We start from the raw sequence: 16,371 nt of genomic DNA on the forward strand, positions 1-16,371 counted from the left end.
GCTACCTCGTGCCCACCGCGGGTCCCGGTGTGGGCCGATCCATGGTCGCGGTGCGCCGCTGCCGTCACCGCGGGGCGTAACCTGCGGGATCGAGGCCCCGGGTACCGGTGGTGTCGTCGGCGTGGAACGGACAACAACAATGCCAACCATGATGGAGCGGCGTTTCCTCCCCGCCGTGATCGGCGGGGTCTCCACGCCGCAGACCCGATGACCGGACGTTCTCCCGAGCCCGGCGTCTCCGAGGGCTCGACCGTCCTCCCGTCGTCGACGGCTGGCGAGGCAGCGACCGGTCCCGACTGGGACGTGCGCCGACTCACCGAGGTCGTCACCCGGCTGCGCCGGGTGCTGCGGGCAAGCATCCGTACCGAGTACTCGTGGGAGGCCCTGCCGATGGCGCAGGTCGAGCTCCTGCAGTGCCTGGCCGAGGCGGACGGCACCCGCGTCGGTGAGCTCGCCGGGCGCCTGCGACTCGCCCCGAACAGCGTCTCGACGCTGGTGCAGCAGCTCGCCGACGCCGGCTACCTGCACCGTGAGCGCGATCCGGCGGATCGGCGGGCGGCGCTGCTGCGGCTCACCCCGGCCGGGGCGGCGGCCCTGTCCGGCTGGCAGCGTGCCCATGAGCGACGCCTCGGCGCGGCCCTGGCCCGGCTGGTCGAGGCCGACCGGACGGCCATCCTCACCGCCCTGCCCGCGCTGTCGAACCTGGTGGATGCGTTGGGTGATCGCGGCCAGCCGACCGGGTGACCGGTGGGAAACCGCCCCGCGCCGGGGGCTGCGGGCGGTCAGCCCCGGGTTGGCAGGTACCTGGCGCCGGCCCGCACGGGGGTCTGGGAGTGGATGCTCCGGCTCACGGTCGGGTGGAGGAGGACGTCAGGACCGGATGAGCCGGGCGATCGCGGCGGACGCCTCCCGCAGCTTCTCGTCGGCGACGGGGCCGCCCTCCGCCGCCGCGTGGGCCACGCAGTGCGCGAGATGGTCCTCCAGCAGGCCGAGAGCGACCGACTGCAGGGCCCGGGTCGCGGCCGAGACCTGGGTCAGGATGTCGATGCAGTACTTGTCTTCGGCGATCATGCGTTGCAGGCCGCGGACCTGCCCCTCGATCCGGCGCAACCGGGCTGTGTACTCGTCCTTGGTGTTGGTGTAGCCGTGCATCCGCAGCGCCTTCCCCCACGATGACCAGTACCCCCCTACGGTACCTGTGAGGGTGCTGTCTCCGTCCGGGGTCGGGCCAGATACGGCCGCCAGCCCCCGAGGGCGGTGATGTCCAGGGCGCCGTCCACGGCCGCCGACTCGCACAGGAAGCCCAGGGTGGGGCCGCCGGCGAGGTCGACGGTCCCGATCGCCAGCGGAGCCGGCACGCCGAGCAGGAAGCCGCCGGCCGCGGCCAGCGGCAGCCGCCACACCTCGGCGTCGATCGCCGCGCCGCCGGTGTGCACCCGCAGCAGGCCGGGACGGCGCGGCTGCGGGCCCGGCAGGGCGTAGAGCCGGTACCGGGGCAGCGTGCGGTCGTGCCGCAGCAGCACCGCGCCGAGTCGGGTCAGCTCGCCGTTCAGCGGCAGCCCACTCATGTGCGCGCCGACCACCGCGAGGTCGAGGAAGCCGGTCGGTGTGCTCGGCCGGGCGGCGGGGCCCGACCGGGCCAGGGCGTGGCCGGTGGCGCCGACCGGCAGGCCCGTCCTGGCGTGCAGGCGCGCCGCGAGGTCCGCGAGGAACTCGTCCCGGCCCGCGGGGGCGATGAGGGTCAGCCCGTGCGGGAGTCCGTCGGCGAAGCCGACCGGAATCGCGATGGCGGCCAGATCGAGCAGGTTGACGAAGGTGGTGTACCGGCCGAGCCTGGCGTTCAGGCCGATCGGGTCGGCCTGAACGGCCTCGACCGGGTAGGTCGTCGGCACGGTCGGCAGGACCAGCACGTCGACGTCCCGCCAGATCTCGTCGGCCTGGCGGCGCAGGGCGCGCAGGTGGGTCAGACCCCGGAACGTCTCCACCCCGGTGATCGACGCGCCCGGCTCGAGCACGGTGCGGACGACCGGATGCACCTCGTCCGGCCGGGCGGTCACGAACTCACCCACCGAGGCGAACCGCTCCGCCAGCCAGGGCCCGCCGTACAGCAGCGCCCCCGCCGCCAGGAACGGTCCCAGGTCGATCTCACCGGTCCGCGCGCCGGCGCCGCGGATCAGTCGCAGCCCGTCCTCGTAGACCGCTCGGGCCCCCCGGTCACCGAAGAAGGTGAGCTGCTGCGGCCTGGCCACCCCGACCCGTAGCCCGTGCGGGGGACGCGGCGGATGATCGTTGTCCCCGCCCGCCCCCTGCCCGGGCGGGAACAACGAAGCCGCCGTGGCCGCGTCCGGGGCCGGCGCGGCGTCCGCCGGGGGCATGAGGGGCAGCCGGCGCGAGTAGGGGTCGGCGGCGTCGTAGCCGTTCATGACCGACAGGGCCAGGCGCGCATCCGCCACGCTGAGGGCGAAGACGCTCAGGCAGTCCAACGACCGGCAGGCCGGGACCAGGCCGCGGGTGCTCACCAGGCCGCGGGAGGGCTTGAGCCCGACGACGTTGGTCAGCGCCGCCGGCACCCGGCCGGAGCCCGCGGTGTCGGTACCGACCGCGAAGGTCACGAGGCCGACCGCGACCGCGACGCCGGAGCCGGAACTCGACCCGCCGGCGATCAGGGTGGAGTCGAACGGCGACACCGGCGTGCCGTAGGGCGAGCGCGCCCCGGACAGGCCGGTCGCGAACTGGTCGAGGTTCGTCTTGCCCACGCAGATGGCCCCGGCGGCGAGCAGCGCGGCGACGGCCGGGGCGTCCTCGGTCGGCTCGTAGGCGAAGCCCGGGCAGCCGGCCGTGGTCGGGAGCCCGGCGACGTCGATGTTGTCCTTGACGGCGAAGGGCAGCCCGAACAGGGCATGCAGGTCCGGTGTCGCGCCTCCCAGCCCGCTCGGGTCATGATGAGGTCCGGTCGCGCTGCCCGCGTTGCCCGCGTTGCCTGCGCTGCCTGCGCTGCCCGCGTTGCCTGCGCTGCCCGCGAGGGCCATGGGGGCCATGGGGGCGGCGGGGGCCACGGAGACGGTGCGGGCCGGGGGTGGTCCGAACAGGGCATCCCGTTGCGCGTCCAGGGCTGCGGCCCGGGCCAGCGCCTGCGCCCGGGGGAATCTCGAGATCCACACCGCGTCGTCCCCGCGGGCCTCGATCCGGTCGTAGACGGCGGCGATCACCTCGGTTACCCGCAGCCGGCCGCTGCGATACCCCGCCCGCAGCACTGCGGCCTGCAGGTCCGGCGCCTGCAGGTCCGGCGCCTGCGGATCCGGTGCCTGCAGGTTCGGGGCGCGCCGCTCGGGGGCGGCGCTGGTCGGATCGGGGTGGGCAGGTTCCGGCTCGGCGGTGGGTGGCGCCGGGGCCGTACTGGTCGGATCGGGGGAGGGAGCGTCGATGACCATGGAGCGGGACGAGGCTCAGACCGCGGCGGTGGCCGCGGTGACCGCCGTACGCACCGCGTCCGAGGTCGCCACCGATCCGAAGACGCCACCCTGCATCGTCACCATGTGCAGTGCGGCCGCGTGGTTGCTGGGATCCGTGGCCCCGGTGCAGTCGGACAGCAGCAGGCACTCGTATCCGCGGTCGTTGGCGTCCCGCATCGTCGTGTGGACGCACACGTCGGTGGTGATGCCGGTGAGAATGATGTGGGTGATGCCATGCCGGCGCAGCACGAGGTCCAGGTCGGTCGCGTAGAACGAGCCCTTGCCCGGCTTGTCGATCACCACCTCGCCCGGCAGTGGCGCGACCTCGGGCACGATCTCCCAGCCGGGCTCGCCGCGGGTGAGGATCCGCCCGCGCGGGCCCCGATCCCCGATGCCCGCGCCGATCTGCTTCGAGCGCCACAGCTTGTTCGGCGGGCAGTCCGACAGGTCCGGGCGATGCCCCTCCCGGGTGTGCACGATGAGGAAGCCCAGCGGGCGCAGCGCGGCCAGCAGCGCCGCAGTCGGGGCGAGGCCCGCGCGGGTCAGCCCGAGGTCGTAGCCCATCGCGTCCACGTAGCCGCCCGGACCGCAGAAGTCGACCTGCCAGTCGATGTTGATGACGGCGGTCGTCGCCGGGCTGAACGATCCGTCGTAGGGCCAGGCGTAGGGGTTCGCGACGACAGGCCCGATCCGCAGGTCCCCGGCGGCGGCCAGCCGGTCCGGGTTCGGCAGGGGCGGGCCGGCCGTGACGGCGGGCCGAGTCGCCCCGGCAGGGGCTTCGGTGTCTGCGGGGGCTTCGGCGTCTGCGGGGGCTTCGGGGGCCAGACCGGTGGGGGCTGAGGTTGCGGTGGTCATGACGGTCCTCCTGGTGCGAGCCGACGGTGATCGGTCGTGCTGGTGGGCGTCTGCCGGCTCCGCGGTCAGCTCCTGATCCCCGAGGCGCGGCTGCGGTTCAGCACCATCTGGGTGATCGCCCGGGCCGCCCGCTTCTCGACGACGTCCATGGACTCGCCGACGTGCTGGCGCAGGGCGGCGACGCTGCCCTCGAGATCGCCGGCGAGCACCCTCTCGACGATCCCGAGATGCTGGCTGATCGTCAGATGAACCCGGTCGGCGGTAATGAAGTCATGCATCCGAACGGGGCGGATCCGAGCATTTATTGCGTCCAACATGTGGGCGAGTTCTGCGTTTCCGGACGCGCGGCTGAGGGTGATGTGGAAATCCTCGTCCAGGGCGACGAAAGCGGGATCGGGGGCAGGCTGATCGTCGCGCAGGGCGCGCCAGGCGTCCCGCAACGGCTCCAACACCGACGGGTCGTGCGCGGTGCCGGACTCCACCGCGCGCTGCAGCCCGCGCAGCTCCAGCGTGACCCGGATCTCGTAGAGGTCGCGCAGGGCGCCGAGGTCGGGCTCGGCCGGGTAGTAGCCGCCGTCCGGTCGCTTCTCCACCAGGCCGTCGCCGGCCAGCCGGGTCAGGGCCTCCCGGACGGGGGTGCGCGAGACTCCGAGCAGGGCCGCGAGGCGTTCCTCGGCGAGCCGGTCCCGAAAGGAGAACTCCCCGGACATCAGCCGTCGACGCAGTGCAACATATGCCTGGTCGCGAAGGTTGCCGGCGGCGGTGGACCTCGGGGTCGGCGAGGGTGTCATACAGCCGAGCATCCGACATCGACGTCGACGGTGCGCCACCCCCCTCGGCCGGGCCGCCGTCCGGCGGCGGTCGCCGCCCGCCCCCGGCCGGTCGCCCGAGGCGATCGTGACAGGGTTTTCGTCCCTGTTGCATACTGCGCTGTATACAGAGCCGTGTACATGCATTGGACGGTAAGGATTCGAATGTTTCCGATCAATGCGCTCGTTGTTACTTTCCTGCGACGAGGATTGCGGACGCGTTAACGGCCGTCCGTGGACGGTTCGGTCGAGGGGCGGGACGGAGGCTGACGCAGTGGTGGACGTCGGGACGATGCGTGGGACGGGGGCGGCCGTGGCGCCGGAGGCGGTGGCGGCTCAGGCGGCCCGGGCGGCGGTGCCACCCGTCGTGCTCGTGCACGGCACGGCGACGACCGGGGCGGTGTGGCGGCGCGTGCGCCGAGAGCTCGGCGACCGGCCGGTGCAGGCCCCGGACCGGCCGTCCACCGGGAACCTGGCCGCCGAGCTTGCGGCGCTGCGGCCGCTGCTCGACGGCGCCGTCTACGGCGGGGTGAGCGGCGGTGCGACGCTGGGGTTGGCGATCCTCGCCGCCGGGGTGCCCCTGGCGGGTGCCGTGCTGCACGAGCCGGCCGTGGGGTCGCTGCTGCCCGGGCTGCTCGCGCCGATGGCCGCCGCGTTCGCGCAGGGCGGTGTGGTCCCCTTCGCCCGCGCGCTGTACGGATCCGCGTGGAGTCCCGCCGACGCGCCGGCCGATCCGGACGCGGTCGAAAGGGACCTGGCGATGTTCCTGGACTTCGAGCCGCCGCCCCTGCCGGCGCGGACCTGTCCGACGATCATCACCGTGGGGGCGGACTCGCCGCCCGTGCGCCATCGTGCCGCGCTGCTCCTGCGGGAGAAGCTGGGACTGACGGTCCGGGTCGTGCCCGGCTGCGGACACGCCGCACACCTGGAGGCGCCGGCCGCCTTCGCCCGCCTGCTCGAGGGCGTCCACCTTGGCCCCGTGGCCAGCTCGGCGGCTGCTTCCCGCGGGCAATCCGGCTCCGACCACGGATTGCGCGTGCCGGGGACGGGGTCAACGCAGTAAACCGTGCCATGGCACCCACAATTCGCCTGGCCTGGTGGGCGGGTGCCGGCACGGCGCTCGGGCTTACCTACCGGTAGACGTATTGCGCCGGGAAAGCCGGCCGAGCGCGGCGCTTTCCACCTCGTGGCCTGCGGGGTGACCCGCGGTGTCGCCGCCGATCAGCGCTCGACGTGGTGCGGTGGAAGATCGGCGAGGAGTCGCTCGATGTCCGGATCGTCTTCCTCGGACAATGACTCGTCGCCCCATCCGATCTCCCGTTCGTCGTCGAACGAGTCGTCGTCACGCGGCTCAGTGGCGCCCATGATCTTCCCCTCGTGTGGCGCGGCCTGTTCGTTGCCGCGGTCCCGGTCCGGCGATCGCGGCCGGGGCGGCAGGTCGGTGGTGAATCGATTGCCGACGGGATGGGACCGCGTCCCGCGGACTGGTTAGACGCGAGTGCGTTGTTCGCCCCGGCGCCCGGGCCGGTCACTCGCCCGGGCCGGCTCCTGCAATCCCGCGACCGGGGCGCGGGGCCCGGATCCGGGCGGGATGGTGGCCACCCGGATCCGGGCCGCGCGCCGACGGTCAATCTACGCCGCCGGAACCACCACGGGCGGGTGGCGGCGTGGTCAGGGCGTGCCCGATCACCTCGACGACGAGCCGCAGGGTGGCCCGGCTGCCCGCCAGGAAAGCGTCCGTCTCTCGTTGGGACCAGGCGGAAGCGACGATCCCGGGCTCCGGCGTCCGGACGCCGAGGACCGCCCGGATGGACGCTCGGTAGCGGCTCACCGTGATCGGCGGATCCCCGATCGGATCCTCGTCGTAGTCCTCGTCGCGGTCTAACAGCGCCCCGACCTCATCGGCGCGGCGTGGCGTGGGGGGCATCGGTTTCCTCCTCCGTCAATTTGCTACGCAGCAAAATAGACCCTAGCGAGGTTCTTGGGGAAGAGCAAAGTGGTTACGATGTTCCGCGTGGACGACGGTGAGCAGTTGGTCGGCATCGGGGACATCGCGTTCCAACTCAAGATCACTCGCCAGGCGGTGGACTACTGGACGCGCAAGGACTCCCGGTTTCCGGCACCCTTGCAGGTCATCAACGCGCCGACGGGTAGTGGTGCCAAAGGCACCCGAGTTTGGCGCAAGCGAGAGGTAGACGCCTGGATCGTGGAGCACTATCGCCGCCGCAAACAGTAGGCGGTGTGTCTGGTACGACGGCGCGGGCGCGTGACCCGATCCGGAGTCGATCCGGGTCGGCGCCCGCCGCCGTCGTCGGCCTCGTCGGCGCCTGCCGTCCGGAGGCGAACGGAAATGCCTGCCAGCCGTGCTGAATCGCACTAACAGCGCATTTCGGGGAGCTGTACGAAACGGAACGTCCGCTCCCATCCCGGTTCATCGGTGCGCGGAGCTCCGTCCTGAGCGGAGCGCCGGTCGCCGGTCGCCGGTCACCACCGTGGGGAAGGCCGACGGGTAGGACGGGACGCCCGTCTCCGTGGCACCCGGCCTGCCCGACCGCCGGACTGTGACCGGCGCGTCCGGTCGCACGGCCTCGTCGGAACCGGCATCGGTCATGGTTGCCGCCCCGTTCTGGCCTCATCTCGTCCGGGACGCCTGGGGCGGTGCGGTGCGTCGGGTACGGTCCGGCGCCGAAAGCGGGCGGGACGCACCGCAACGCGCCGCCCAGGCCCTGGAGCCGGCGCCGAGGGCGGGGGGTCGTGACGGGCCGGTGGCGGGAGGCGGGAGGCGGGGTGCGTGGCCCTACGGGGTGCGTGCCCTACGGGGTGTGTCCATCGGGGTGCGTGGTCCATCGGGGTGCGTGGTCCATCGGGGTGCGTGGTCCATCCGGGCGTGCAGGGCCGGCGCCGCCCCCGAGCATGCCGAAGGCGTCCAAGGCGACGAGCGCCCGGACGCCTTCGGCAGACGGTGAACGTGCTTCGGTCGGTCAGGCCGCCGCGGTGCTGGAGGCCGTGCTCGACGTCGAGGGCGCCGGCGAGGACGAGCCGCTGCTCGCCGTGGCGGCCGAGGACGACTCGGAGCTGGACGACGAGTCGCTTCCGCCGGCGGAGCTGCTGGCGTTGGCGCTCGCGGCGTCCGCGGTGTCCTTCGGGCGGTGCTGCGTGGAACCGCCGGCGGAGCTTGACCGGCTGTCGTTCTTGTAGAAGCCGCTGCCCTTGAACACCACGCCCACCGAACCGAACACTTTACGAAGTCGTCCGGCGCAGGTCGGGCACTCCGTCAGTGACGCGTCGCTGAAGCTTTGCACGACTTCAAGGTCACGTCCGCAGTCGGTGCAGCGGTACTGGTAGGTAGGCACGTACTCCTCCCGGAGCTGGCACTCAGAAGTGGCGACTGCCAACTTTAGCTCGTGGACGGCCTCGGATGTTCCCGGGTGCCGTCAGTCGGTTCGCACCGTAGCGTACGACTTGGCGTGACGATGATCTTCACGCTGCGATCGTGCTCCTCCGTGGGGACGAGATCGAGCAGCTCCTGGTCGTACAGCACGGCGATCACGGGGACGTCGGGTGCGACCCGGCGCAGCGCGCGGTCGTACGAGCCGCCACCCCGGCCGAGCCGCCGTCCCGCCCGATCGACGGCGAGTGCCGGGATGATCACGGCGTCGGCCGCGGAAAGGTCCCCCGGGGGTGCCGCCGCGGGTGGCTCCCGGGTGCCCAGGGCGCCAGGAATCAGCGTGCCGGCGTACTCGCGGAAGTCGAGGTCGAGATCGGCGCGCACCACCGGGAGCAACACCCGGGTGCCGCGGGCGAGCAGTCGGGCCAGCAGGTCGGCGAGATCGGGCTCGCCGGGCAGCCCCACGTACGCCGCGACGCACCGGGCGTCGGTGACCTCGGGGATCTGCAGGATCCGCGTCGCCAGCACCGCCGTGTCCGCCGGTGACCAGGGCTCGTGGCGCAGGGCCAGGGAGGCTCGTCGCTGGGCGAGCAGCCGCGCGCGCAGCCGTTGCTTGGCGGCGCCGCCCGGCACGGCATCACCCGCCGATCCGAGTCCCGCGCCGGGCACCGGCCCCGAGGCCGGCAAGGCCGGCGGCTCGGCGGCGGGCGCCTCCCGCGGGCGATCGGGTGGTAGGTGGTTTCCCTGCACGTGCACAGCCTCCCGCAGGTCGGCGCCGCAGGGGCGGTTGCCGGGTCTCTGACCTCGGATGATGCCGTGGAGCTGCGCAGCGGAGCAGGTCACCGGCCCGCGCAGCCACGGCGGGTCGCACCGCCGGCCGTGGTCGGGGGCTGCGGCGGGAGGCTCCACGGTCCGCGGACGGGGCGCGCGGGGCGCAGCGGGTGGGTCGTCCGGGCCGTGGGAGCCGTGGGCGGCGGGTGGGTGGGATGGGCGCGCGGCGCGCGGGGCCGGCGACGTCGTGGTCGTGCCGGTGGCGCCCGGCACTCGGCCGGATACCGTCTGAGCTGTGCATCGCCCGTGAAGGCGGCCGCCGCGGTGCTCGTGCACTTCGGTCCGGCTAAGGTTTCCCCATGCCAGTGACGAAGGCGGTTATTCCGGCCGCGGGTCTGGGCACTCGCTTCCTGCCGGCCACGAAGGCGGTGCCCAAGGAGATGCTGCCGGTCGTCGACAGGCCGGCTATCGAATACGTCGTCGAGGAGGCCTCTCGGGTCGGCCTGCGCGACGTCCTCCTTGTAACCAGCCGCACCAAAAAGGCGATCGAGGACCATTTCGATCGAGAGGCGGACATCGAGGCCGCGCTGGAACGCAAGGGCGACGAGACCCGCCTGCGCCGGGTCCGCGCGTCGGCGGAGCTGGCCGAGGTGCACTCGGTCCGCCAGCCCTCGCCACGGGGGCTCGGTCACGCCGTCCTGTGCGCAGCCGCGCACGTGGGCGACGAGCCCTTCGCCGTCCTGCTCGGTGACGATCTCATCGACGAGCGTGACCCGCTGCTGGCGGAGATGCTCGCGGTGCAGGCCCGCTTCGGCGGCAGCGTCATCGCGCTGATGGAGGTCCCGCAGGAGCAGGTCTCGATGTACGGCGTCGCCACGGTGGAGTCCGTCCCCACCGGGCCGGACGACCGGTACGGGATCGTGCGCATCCTGGACCTGGTGGAGAAGCCGCCGGTCGCGGAGGCCCCGAGCAACCTGGCGATCATCGGCCGCTACGTCCTGGCTCCGGAGATCTTCGAGGTGCTGCGGCACACCGAGCCCGGGCGGGGCGGGGAGATCCAGATCACCGACGCGCTGCGGACGCTGGCGCTGCGCGCGGCGGCCGGGGGCGCCGACGCCCAGCCGGTGCACGGCGTGGTGTTCACGGGCCGGCGCTACGACACCGGGGACCGGGTCGACTACCTCAAGGCGGTCATCCGGCTGGCCTGCGAGCGGGCCGATCTGGGTCCCGACCTCTATCCGTGGCTCGAGGAGTACGTCGCCGCCGGCGGACCCAAGGGAAGTTTGTCCTAATTCGCGCGTTTTCTTCGACCGTCATCCCCTGATTAACCTGGTTGCATTCGTCTAACCTTGACGCTTCCGGCGCGGGCAGGAACGCTCCCGGGATCGGCCCGGGCGCGATCGGCGCGCAGGTCGGGCATGGATCGGCGGACGTCGACGGGTGCGTGGCGCCCGCCCGGCCGCCGATGCAGTGAAGGTGTCCGGGCTCCGATGGCCGTAGCCCGGATGATGTCGGCCGGGCACGCCGGGCCGGCATCAAAGGGCAACAGGAACGGGGACGGGCGCCCATGACGACGGTGGATGAACACCTGGAGCGAATTCTCGCGGAGGTGGCGCCGACCCGCCCCCGGCGCGCCGGGCTGGAGCAGGCCCACGGCTGCGTGCTAGCAGCGGACGTCCGGGCGACGGTGGCCCTGCCCAGCTTCGACAACTCGGCCATGGACGGCTATGCCGTGCGGGCCGCCGACGTCGCCGCGGCCACCGAGGACGCCCCCACCACCCTTCCCGTCGTCGGCGACATCCCGGCCGGGCCCGGCATGCCGGCGCCGCTGGAACCCGGCACGACGGTGCGGATCATGACCGGCGCCCCGCTGCCCCGCGGCGCGGACGCCGTGGTCCAGCTCGAGTGGACCGACGGCGGCCGCGAGTCGGTCGCGGTGCGCCGGCCCGCTGCCCGCGGGCTGCACATCCGCCGCGCCGGCGAGGACGTCACCCCCGGCGCGCTGGTGCTGACGGCGGGGACGGTCATCGGCTCGGCCCAGATCGGCCTGCTCGCCGCCGTCAACGTGGCGCGCCCGCCGGTGCACCCGCGGCCGCGGGTGGCGGTGCTGTCCACGGGCACCGAGCTCGTCGAGGTCGGCTCGCCGCTCGGCGCGGGGCAGATCGTCGACTCCAACAGCCACGGCATCGCCGCCGCCGCCCGCGAGGCCGGGGCGGTCGTCCGTCGGCTCACCGGCGTGCCCGACGAGCCCGACGCCTTCGCCAAGGCCCTGCACGGGGTGCTGGGGGACGTCGACGCGGTGGTGACCACCGGCGGGGTCAGCGTCGGCGCCTACGACGTCGTCAAGGAGGTCCTCACCGGGACCGGCAGCGTGCGGTTCGACCAGGTGGCGATGCAGCCGGGCAAACCCCAGGGCTTCGGTCTGGTCGAGGGCGTGCCGATCTTCGCGCTGCCCGGCAACCCGGTCAGTGCGCTGGTCTCCTTCGAGCTGTTCGTCCGCCCGGCGCTGCGCCGGATGCGCGGGCTGACAGCCGCGGGTCTGCCGCGGATCGTCGTGACGGTCGGCACGGCACTGCGTTCCGCGCCCGGCCGGCGCACGTTCGTGCGGGTCGGCCTCGACCGCCTCGGCGAGGACGGCCGGCCCGGTCCGGACACCGTCGCCCGCCCGGCCGGCGGCCAGGGCTCCCACCAGCTCACCTCGCTGGCCGGCGCCCAGGCGTTGCTGGTCATTCCCGAGGACGTGACGGAGGTACCGGCCGGCGCCCGGCTGCCGGCACTGTTGCTCGGCGGGGACGCAGGCGCCATCCTCTCCGGCATGGGCTGGACGGAGACCGACAGGTCGGACACGGGCGCCGGGCCGTCGGAGCCGATCGTCCGATGACCACGCCCCGACTCACCCACGTCGACGAGCACGGGGCGGCCCGGATGGTCGACGTCACGGCCAAGGACGTCACCGCCCGCACGGCGACCGCCACCGGCCTGCTGCGGGTCACCCCCGAGGTGGTGGGGCTGCTGCGCGGCACCGGGGTGCCCAAGGGGGATGCGCTCGGGACCGCCCGGATCGCCGGGATCATGGGCGCGAAGCGCACGCCCGACCTCGTCCCGCTCTGCCATCCCATCGCGATCTCCGGGGTCACCGTCGACCTCACGGTCCGCGACGACGGAGTGGAGATCACCGCCACCGTGCGGACGGCCGACCGGACCGGCGTCGAGATGGAGGCGCTGACCGCCGTCACCGTGGCCGGGCTGACCCTGCACGACATGGTCAAGGCGGTCGACCCCGGCGCGGAACTGACCGGCGTGCGGGTGCTGACCAAGACGGGTGGGCGCCACGGCGAGTGGCGCGCCGGGCCCTCGCGGGAGATCGGGCCGCAGACTCCGTCGGGACCGGTCGCGGCGGTCGGACCCGCCGCGCGGGATGAGCCGAGTGCTCCGGCGGCCGCGGGCCCGGCGGGGGCGGTCCGGTGAGCCGCTCGTCGAGCCTTCCACCGGGAGCGCGGGCCCAGGTCGTCACCGTGTCCGACCGGGCGTACGGGGGCGTCTACCCGGACCGCTCCGGCCCGCTGCTCGTCGCCGGGCTGGCCGAGCTCGGCTTCGCCGTCGGCCCGGCGCAGGTCGTCCCCGACGAGCGGGAGCGGATCACGGCCGCGCTGCGGGCCGCCGTCGTCGACGGGATCGACCTGGTCGTCACCACCGGCGGGACCGGCCTCGGGCCGCGGGACGTCACCCCCGAGGCGACCGGGGACGTGATCGAGCGGCCGATCCCCGGGCTCGCCGAGGCGCTGCGGGCCGCGGGCCGCGACGCCGTCCCCGCGGCGGTGCTCTCCCGCGGTCTCGCGGGGACCGCGGCGGCGACGCTGGTGGTGAACCTGCCGGGCTCGACGGGAGGCGTCCGCGACGGGCTGGGCGTGCTCGCCGGGGTCGTCGGACATGCCGTGGCCCAGATCCGCGGCGGCGATGACCACACGGTTGTGCCCGGCGTCGCCGGGACGGCGGAATAGGACGTCATGGTGCGGGCTGCGGGCTGGCCGGCGGTGCTGTCCGAGGGACCGGTGACGGTGCGGCCGCTGCGGCTGCGCGACGCCTCCGCGTGGGTGGAGGTGCGGCTGCGCAACGCCGACTGGCTGGCCCCGTGGGAGGCGACCCCGCCCGGCCTGGTCATGGTCCGCGAGACCTGGGCGCAGCGCCAGACCATCTTGGTGTATCGGCAGATGTTGCACCGGCTGCGTCAGCAGGCGCGGATCGGCATGGCGTTGCCGTTCGGGGTCGTTTTCCACGGCCGGCTCGTCGGCCAGGTGACGGTGTCGACGATTGTCCGCGGCGCCTTCAACAGCGCGCAGGTCGGCTACTGGGTGGACAGCGGCTTTGCCGGCCGGGGCATCACCCCGACCGCCCTCGCGCTCGTCGTCGACCACTGTTTCGGCCCGGTCGGCCTGCACCGCGTCGAGGCCAATGTGCGGCCCGAGAACGCCGCCAGCCAGCGGGTGCTGGCCAAGCTCGGCTTCCGCGAGGAGGGCCTGCACCGGCACTATCTCGCCATCGACGGCCACTACCGTGACCACCTCGGATTCGCGCTGACGACCGAGGACGTTCCCGAGGGACTCGTGCGCCGCTGGCGGGAGAGCCGCTACAGCCGGCCCTGACCGTCCGCGGTCGGGGCCAGGCTCGCGATCCAGGCCCGCCCGGCTGCCCGCCGTTCGGCTGCCCGCCGCCACCTGCCCCGATCCGCGGTGGCCCGGAGCGGGACCGGGGGCCCGCTTCCGGGTTATGCCGTGGGTGGGGTGACGAGTTCCACTCCGCTCGGCGGCGGGTGTCGGCAACCGGACGCCCGCCCGTCGTCGTCACGGCGCGTTGTTCTGACACACACGCCCGAGCTCATTCGCAGCGACCTGCTGGAGGCGCGTGCTATCTGCGAGTGCTTCCGTATGCCAAGCCGAGCCCACACAGGGGGCGCGGGGTCGGTTAGACGACGGGGGGACGACCATCGCCCATCCGATTGCGGATGCGACACGCGGGGTTCGGGTCGGTGACCACGTGGATTTCGCTCACTAGCGTCAACAGCGAAATCGCTATCCGCTGGTGTCGAGAAGAGGCCCCGCATGGTCAGCACCTCCGCGCTCGCCGCGCCCTGCGCGGACGGTGTGTGCTCGGCGTCCGGCGCGGGGATCGTGCCGGTTCCGCCGCCGGTCCATCGCGGGATCCACACCGGCCGGACGGCGGTGCTCCGGTGAGCGCCCTGATCTGGGCGGCGATTGTCGCGGTGTGGGGATTTGTCCTGATCCCCATGTGGCTGCGCCGCCACGACTCGGCGTCGGAGCAGCGTTCCACCGAGCGGTTCACGGTGGCGATGCGGGTGCTCTCCCGCCGCCCATCGGGCCACGACGAGGCCGATCCCGATCGATTCGACAGTGACCATGAACGTCTCAGCGGGGTGAGAGGAACGGGTATGTCGCACGCGGAGTCCCCCCGTTCGCGCGATCCCAACGCCGCCGTGGAGTCTGCGCCGGCGGGCTTCGCGGCCGCGCAGGGCGAGTCCGATGGCTGGCGTGACGCGCCGCCCGGCACGGCGCGGGACTCCTACGCGGCGCGGGTGTCCGCGCGCCCCGGCGCTCCCGTGGACTCCGACGACGCCGCGCCGGCCGGCCCGGTCGGACCGCAGCCCAGCCCTGCGCCGCCGCTGCGTCCCGCAGCGCAGGCCGCGCCCAGGACCTCGGGCGGGCCGGCGACTGCGGGTAGGCCGGCGACCCTGGGCTGGCCGGGAACTCCCGGTGGGCCGGGTACTTCGGGTGGGCCGGGTACTTCGGGTGGGCCTGCGACTTCGGGTGGGCCGGGATCGTCGGCGCGGTCCGGAGCCTCGGGCGGGCCAGGGTCGGCCGGCGACGACGGCGCGGTCCGCGGCGGCGAGCGGGTCGACTCCCGCCGCACCATCGCCCTGCACCGGGTGGCCGCCGAGCGGGCGGCCCTGATGCGGGTCCGCCGCCAGCGGCTGATCCTGCTGGCGGCGGTGTTCCCGGTGACCGTCGTGCTGGCCGCCGTGTTCGGCGGGATGTGGATCGCCGTGCAGCTCCTGGCCGATCTCGGGCTCGCCGGTTATCTCGTCCACCTGCGGCGCGCCGCTCAGATCGAGCGCCGGCTGGCGATCACCCGGGTCTCGATCGAGCGCCGGATCGAGGCCGAGCGGGTCGCCCGCCGCCGCCGCCGTCCGATCGGCTCGTCCTTCGCCTACCACGAGAGGGACCCCGGCGCCCAACACGAGCGGGACCCCGGCGCCCAACACGAGCGGGACCCCGGCGCCCAACACGAGCGGGACCCCGGCGCCCAACACGAGCGGGACCCCGGCGCCCAACACGAGCGGGGGCCCGGCTCGAGCGCCGGCGAGCGGCGCGGGCGTCCCCGGCCGGCGGAGGAGCTCACCCCCGAAGAGCTCGCGCACGCCCGGGCGGAGACGATCGACCTCGGCAGTCTGCTGGCCGCCCAGCACGGGTATCGCGGCGACGCCGGGCAGGACGAGCAGCCCGCGCCGACCCGGTGGACGGGCGGCAGAGCCCATCCCGGGGGGCTGGCCGCGGCCGGCGAGCAGGAGCCGGGTGACTACGCTCCCGCGACCGGGTGGGACGCCGCCCCGGGCCGCGCGGCGAGCGGCGGCCACGCGGAGGTCCTGCACGGCTACGCGCCGCCCGCCGGCCCCGAAGCGCCCGCCGGCTATGACGGTGCCGGCTATGACGGTGCCGCCTACGAGGGGGCCGCCCACGAGGGGGCCGCTTACGGCGGTGCCGGTTATGACGGGGTCGAGTACGACGAGGTCGAGGTGGGCACCGAGGTCGAGATGGAGGTCGAGATGGAGGCCGGGGAGGTCGCGGCGGCATCCGGCCCACGCATGACCGCCCGTCCGGTGGTCCGTCCCTCCAACCGGCCGACCACCTCGCGTCCCGGCCGGGTCCAGATCAACCCGCCGGGCACCCACGGTGGGCTGATCGCGTCCCCGGAGGCTGCACCCGCCGGCGGCTCCACGGCCGGCGAGAACCCTGTCGAGATCGACCCGCTGCTGCATCGCCACGCCGTGGGGAGCTGAGCGGGCACCGCCCGGGCACAGCGC

At 74.0% G+C, this 16,371-nt stretch carries 17 protein-coding genes and 1 pseudogene; 10 read left to right on the forward strand and 8 right to left on the reverse strand.

From position 1 onward, the window contains the following. Positions 1-207: 207 nt before the first annotated feature. A complete protein-coding gene (locus tag AC5R91_RS22125; RefSeq protein ID WP_495393239.1) occupies positions 208-744 on the forward strand; it encodes a MarR family winged helix-turn-helix transcriptional regulator in 537 nt (178 codons plus the stop codon). Between the two features lie 126 nt (positions 745-870). Here AC5R91_RS22125 and AC5R91_RS22130 read toward each other — a convergent pair whose 3' ends face one another. The 4 genes from AC5R91_RS22130 to AC5R91_RS22145 form a co-directional block, all read right to left on the reverse strand. After that, positions 871-1,152, reverse strand: coding sequence for a metal-sensitive transcriptional regulator (locus AC5R91_RS22130; RefSeq protein WP_041939889.1), 282 nt, complete (start codon positions 1,150-1,152; stop codon positions 871-873). A 35-nt stretch (positions 1,153-1,187) separates the two neighbouring features. Continuing rightward, complete coding sequence (locus AC5R91_RS22135) at positions 1,188-3,431, reverse strand: allophanate hydrolase (protein WP_495393241.1); 2,244 nt, start codon at positions 3,429-3,431, stop codon at positions 1,188-1,190. Positions 3,432-3,446: 15 nt separating this feature from the next. Further along, complete coding sequence (gene biuH / locus AC5R91_RS22140; RefSeq protein WP_495393242.1) at positions 3,447-4,307, reverse strand: biuret amidohydrolase; 861 nt, start codon at positions 4,305-4,307, stop codon at positions 3,447-3,449. Between the two features lie 65 nt (positions 4,308-4,372). Beyond that, positions 4,373-5,098 (reverse strand): GntR family transcriptional regulator, encoded by a 726-nt coding sequence (locus AC5R91_RS22145; protein WP_495393243.1) that lies wholly within the window; start codon positions 5,096-5,098, stop codon positions 4,373-4,375. Between the two features lie 292 nt (positions 5,099-5,390). Between AC5R91_RS22145 and AC5R91_RS22150 the strand changes: the two genes are divergently transcribed. After that, the gene (locus tag AC5R91_RS22150; RefSeq protein ID WP_495393244.1) at positions 5,391-6,179 is read left to right on the forward strand and encodes an alpha/beta fold hydrolase; all 789 of its coding nucleotides are present in this window, start codon (positions 5,391-5,393) and stop codon (positions 6,177-6,179) included. A gap of 158 nt (positions 6,180-6,337) precedes the next feature. On the opposite strand, the gene AC5R91_RS22155 is transcribed toward AC5R91_RS22150, so the two are convergent. Further along, on the reverse strand, positions 6,338-6,481 hold the full coding sequence (locus tag AC5R91_RS22155; protein WP_009741885.1) for a hypothetical protein: 144 nt from the start codon (positions 6,479-6,481) through the stop codon (positions 6,338-6,340). A gap of 262 nt (positions 6,482-6,743) precedes the next feature. Continuing rightward, positions 6,744-7,043 (reverse strand): hypothetical protein, encoded by a 300-nt coding sequence (locus tag AC5R91_RS22160; protein ID WP_495393245.1) that lies wholly within the window; start codon positions 7,041-7,043, stop codon positions 6,744-6,746. A 78-nt stretch (positions 7,044-7,121) separates the two neighbouring features. Between AC5R91_RS22160 and AC5R91_RS22165 the strand changes: the two genes are divergently transcribed. After that, positions 7,122-7,352 (forward strand): hypothetical protein, encoded by a 231-nt coding sequence (locus AC5R91_RS22165; protein ID WP_173402713.1) that lies wholly within the window; start codon positions 7,122-7,124, stop codon positions 7,350-7,352. A gap of 632 nt (positions 7,353-7,984) precedes the next feature. Next, positions 7,985-8,314 (forward strand): hypothetical protein, encoded by a 330-nt coding sequence (locus AC5R91_RS22170; RefSeq protein WP_495398108.1) that lies wholly within the window; start codon positions 7,985-7,987, stop codon positions 8,312-8,314. Positions 8,315-8,328: 14 nt separating this feature from the next. Here the strand turns inward: AC5R91_RS22170 and AC5R91_RS22175 are convergent. Further along, positions 8,329-8,469 (reverse strand): annotated as a pseudogene (locus tag AC5R91_RS22175) (FmdB family zinc ribbon protein); the annotation flags it as partial. Between the two features lie 44 nt (positions 8,470-8,513). Continuing rightward, positions 8,514-9,254, reverse strand: a complete 741-nt coding sequence (locus tag AC5R91_RS22180; RefSeq protein ID WP_495398029.1) for a 5-formyltetrahydrofolate cyclo-ligase — start codon at positions 9,252-9,254, stop codon at positions 8,514-8,516. Positions 9,255-9,634: 380 nt separating this feature from the next. Between AC5R91_RS22180 and galU the strand changes: the two genes are divergently transcribed. The 6 genes from galU (at position 9,635) to AC5R91_RS22210 (ending at position 16,347) form a co-directional block, all read left to right on the forward strand. Continuing rightward, complete coding sequence (galU, locus tag AC5R91_RS22185; RefSeq protein WP_495393246.1) at positions 9,635-10,567, forward strand: UTP--glucose-1-phosphate uridylyltransferase GalU; 933 nt, start codon at positions 9,635-9,637, stop codon at positions 10,565-10,567. 275 nt (positions 10,568-10,842) lie between these two features. Beyond that, on the forward strand, positions 10,843-12,156 hold the full coding sequence (gene glp, locus AC5R91_RS22190; RefSeq protein ID WP_495393247.1) for a molybdotransferase-like divisome protein Glp: 1,314 nt from the start codon (positions 10,843-10,845) through the stop codon (positions 12,154-12,156). Continuing rightward, a complete protein-coding gene (gene moaC, locus AC5R91_RS22195; protein WP_495393248.1) occupies positions 12,153-12,743 on the forward strand; it encodes a cyclic pyranopterin monophosphate synthase MoaC in 591 nt (196 codons plus the stop codon). The genes glp and moaC overlap by 4 nt, the downstream gene beginning before the upstream one ends. Beyond that, a complete protein-coding gene (locus tag AC5R91_RS22200; RefSeq protein ID WP_495393249.1) occupies positions 12,740-13,276 on the forward strand; it encodes a MogA/MoaB family molybdenum cofactor biosynthesis protein in 537 nt (178 codons plus the stop codon). The genes moaC and AC5R91_RS22200 overlap by 4 nt, the downstream gene beginning before the upstream one ends. A gap of 6 nt (positions 13,277-13,282) precedes the next feature. Continuing rightward, complete coding sequence (locus AC5R91_RS22205; protein WP_495393250.1) at positions 13,283-13,918, forward strand: GNAT family N-acetyltransferase; 636 nt, start codon at positions 13,283-13,285, stop codon at positions 13,916-13,918. Positions 13,919-14,502: 584 nt separating this feature from the next. After that, entirely contained in the window at positions 14,503-16,347 is a 1,845-nt protein-coding gene (locus AC5R91_RS22210) for a SepX/GlpR family protein (protein WP_495393251.1), read from the forward strand. Positions 16,348-16,371 lie beyond the last annotated feature (24 nt).

This window comes from Frankia sp. BMG5.60 (assembly GCF_059428125.1).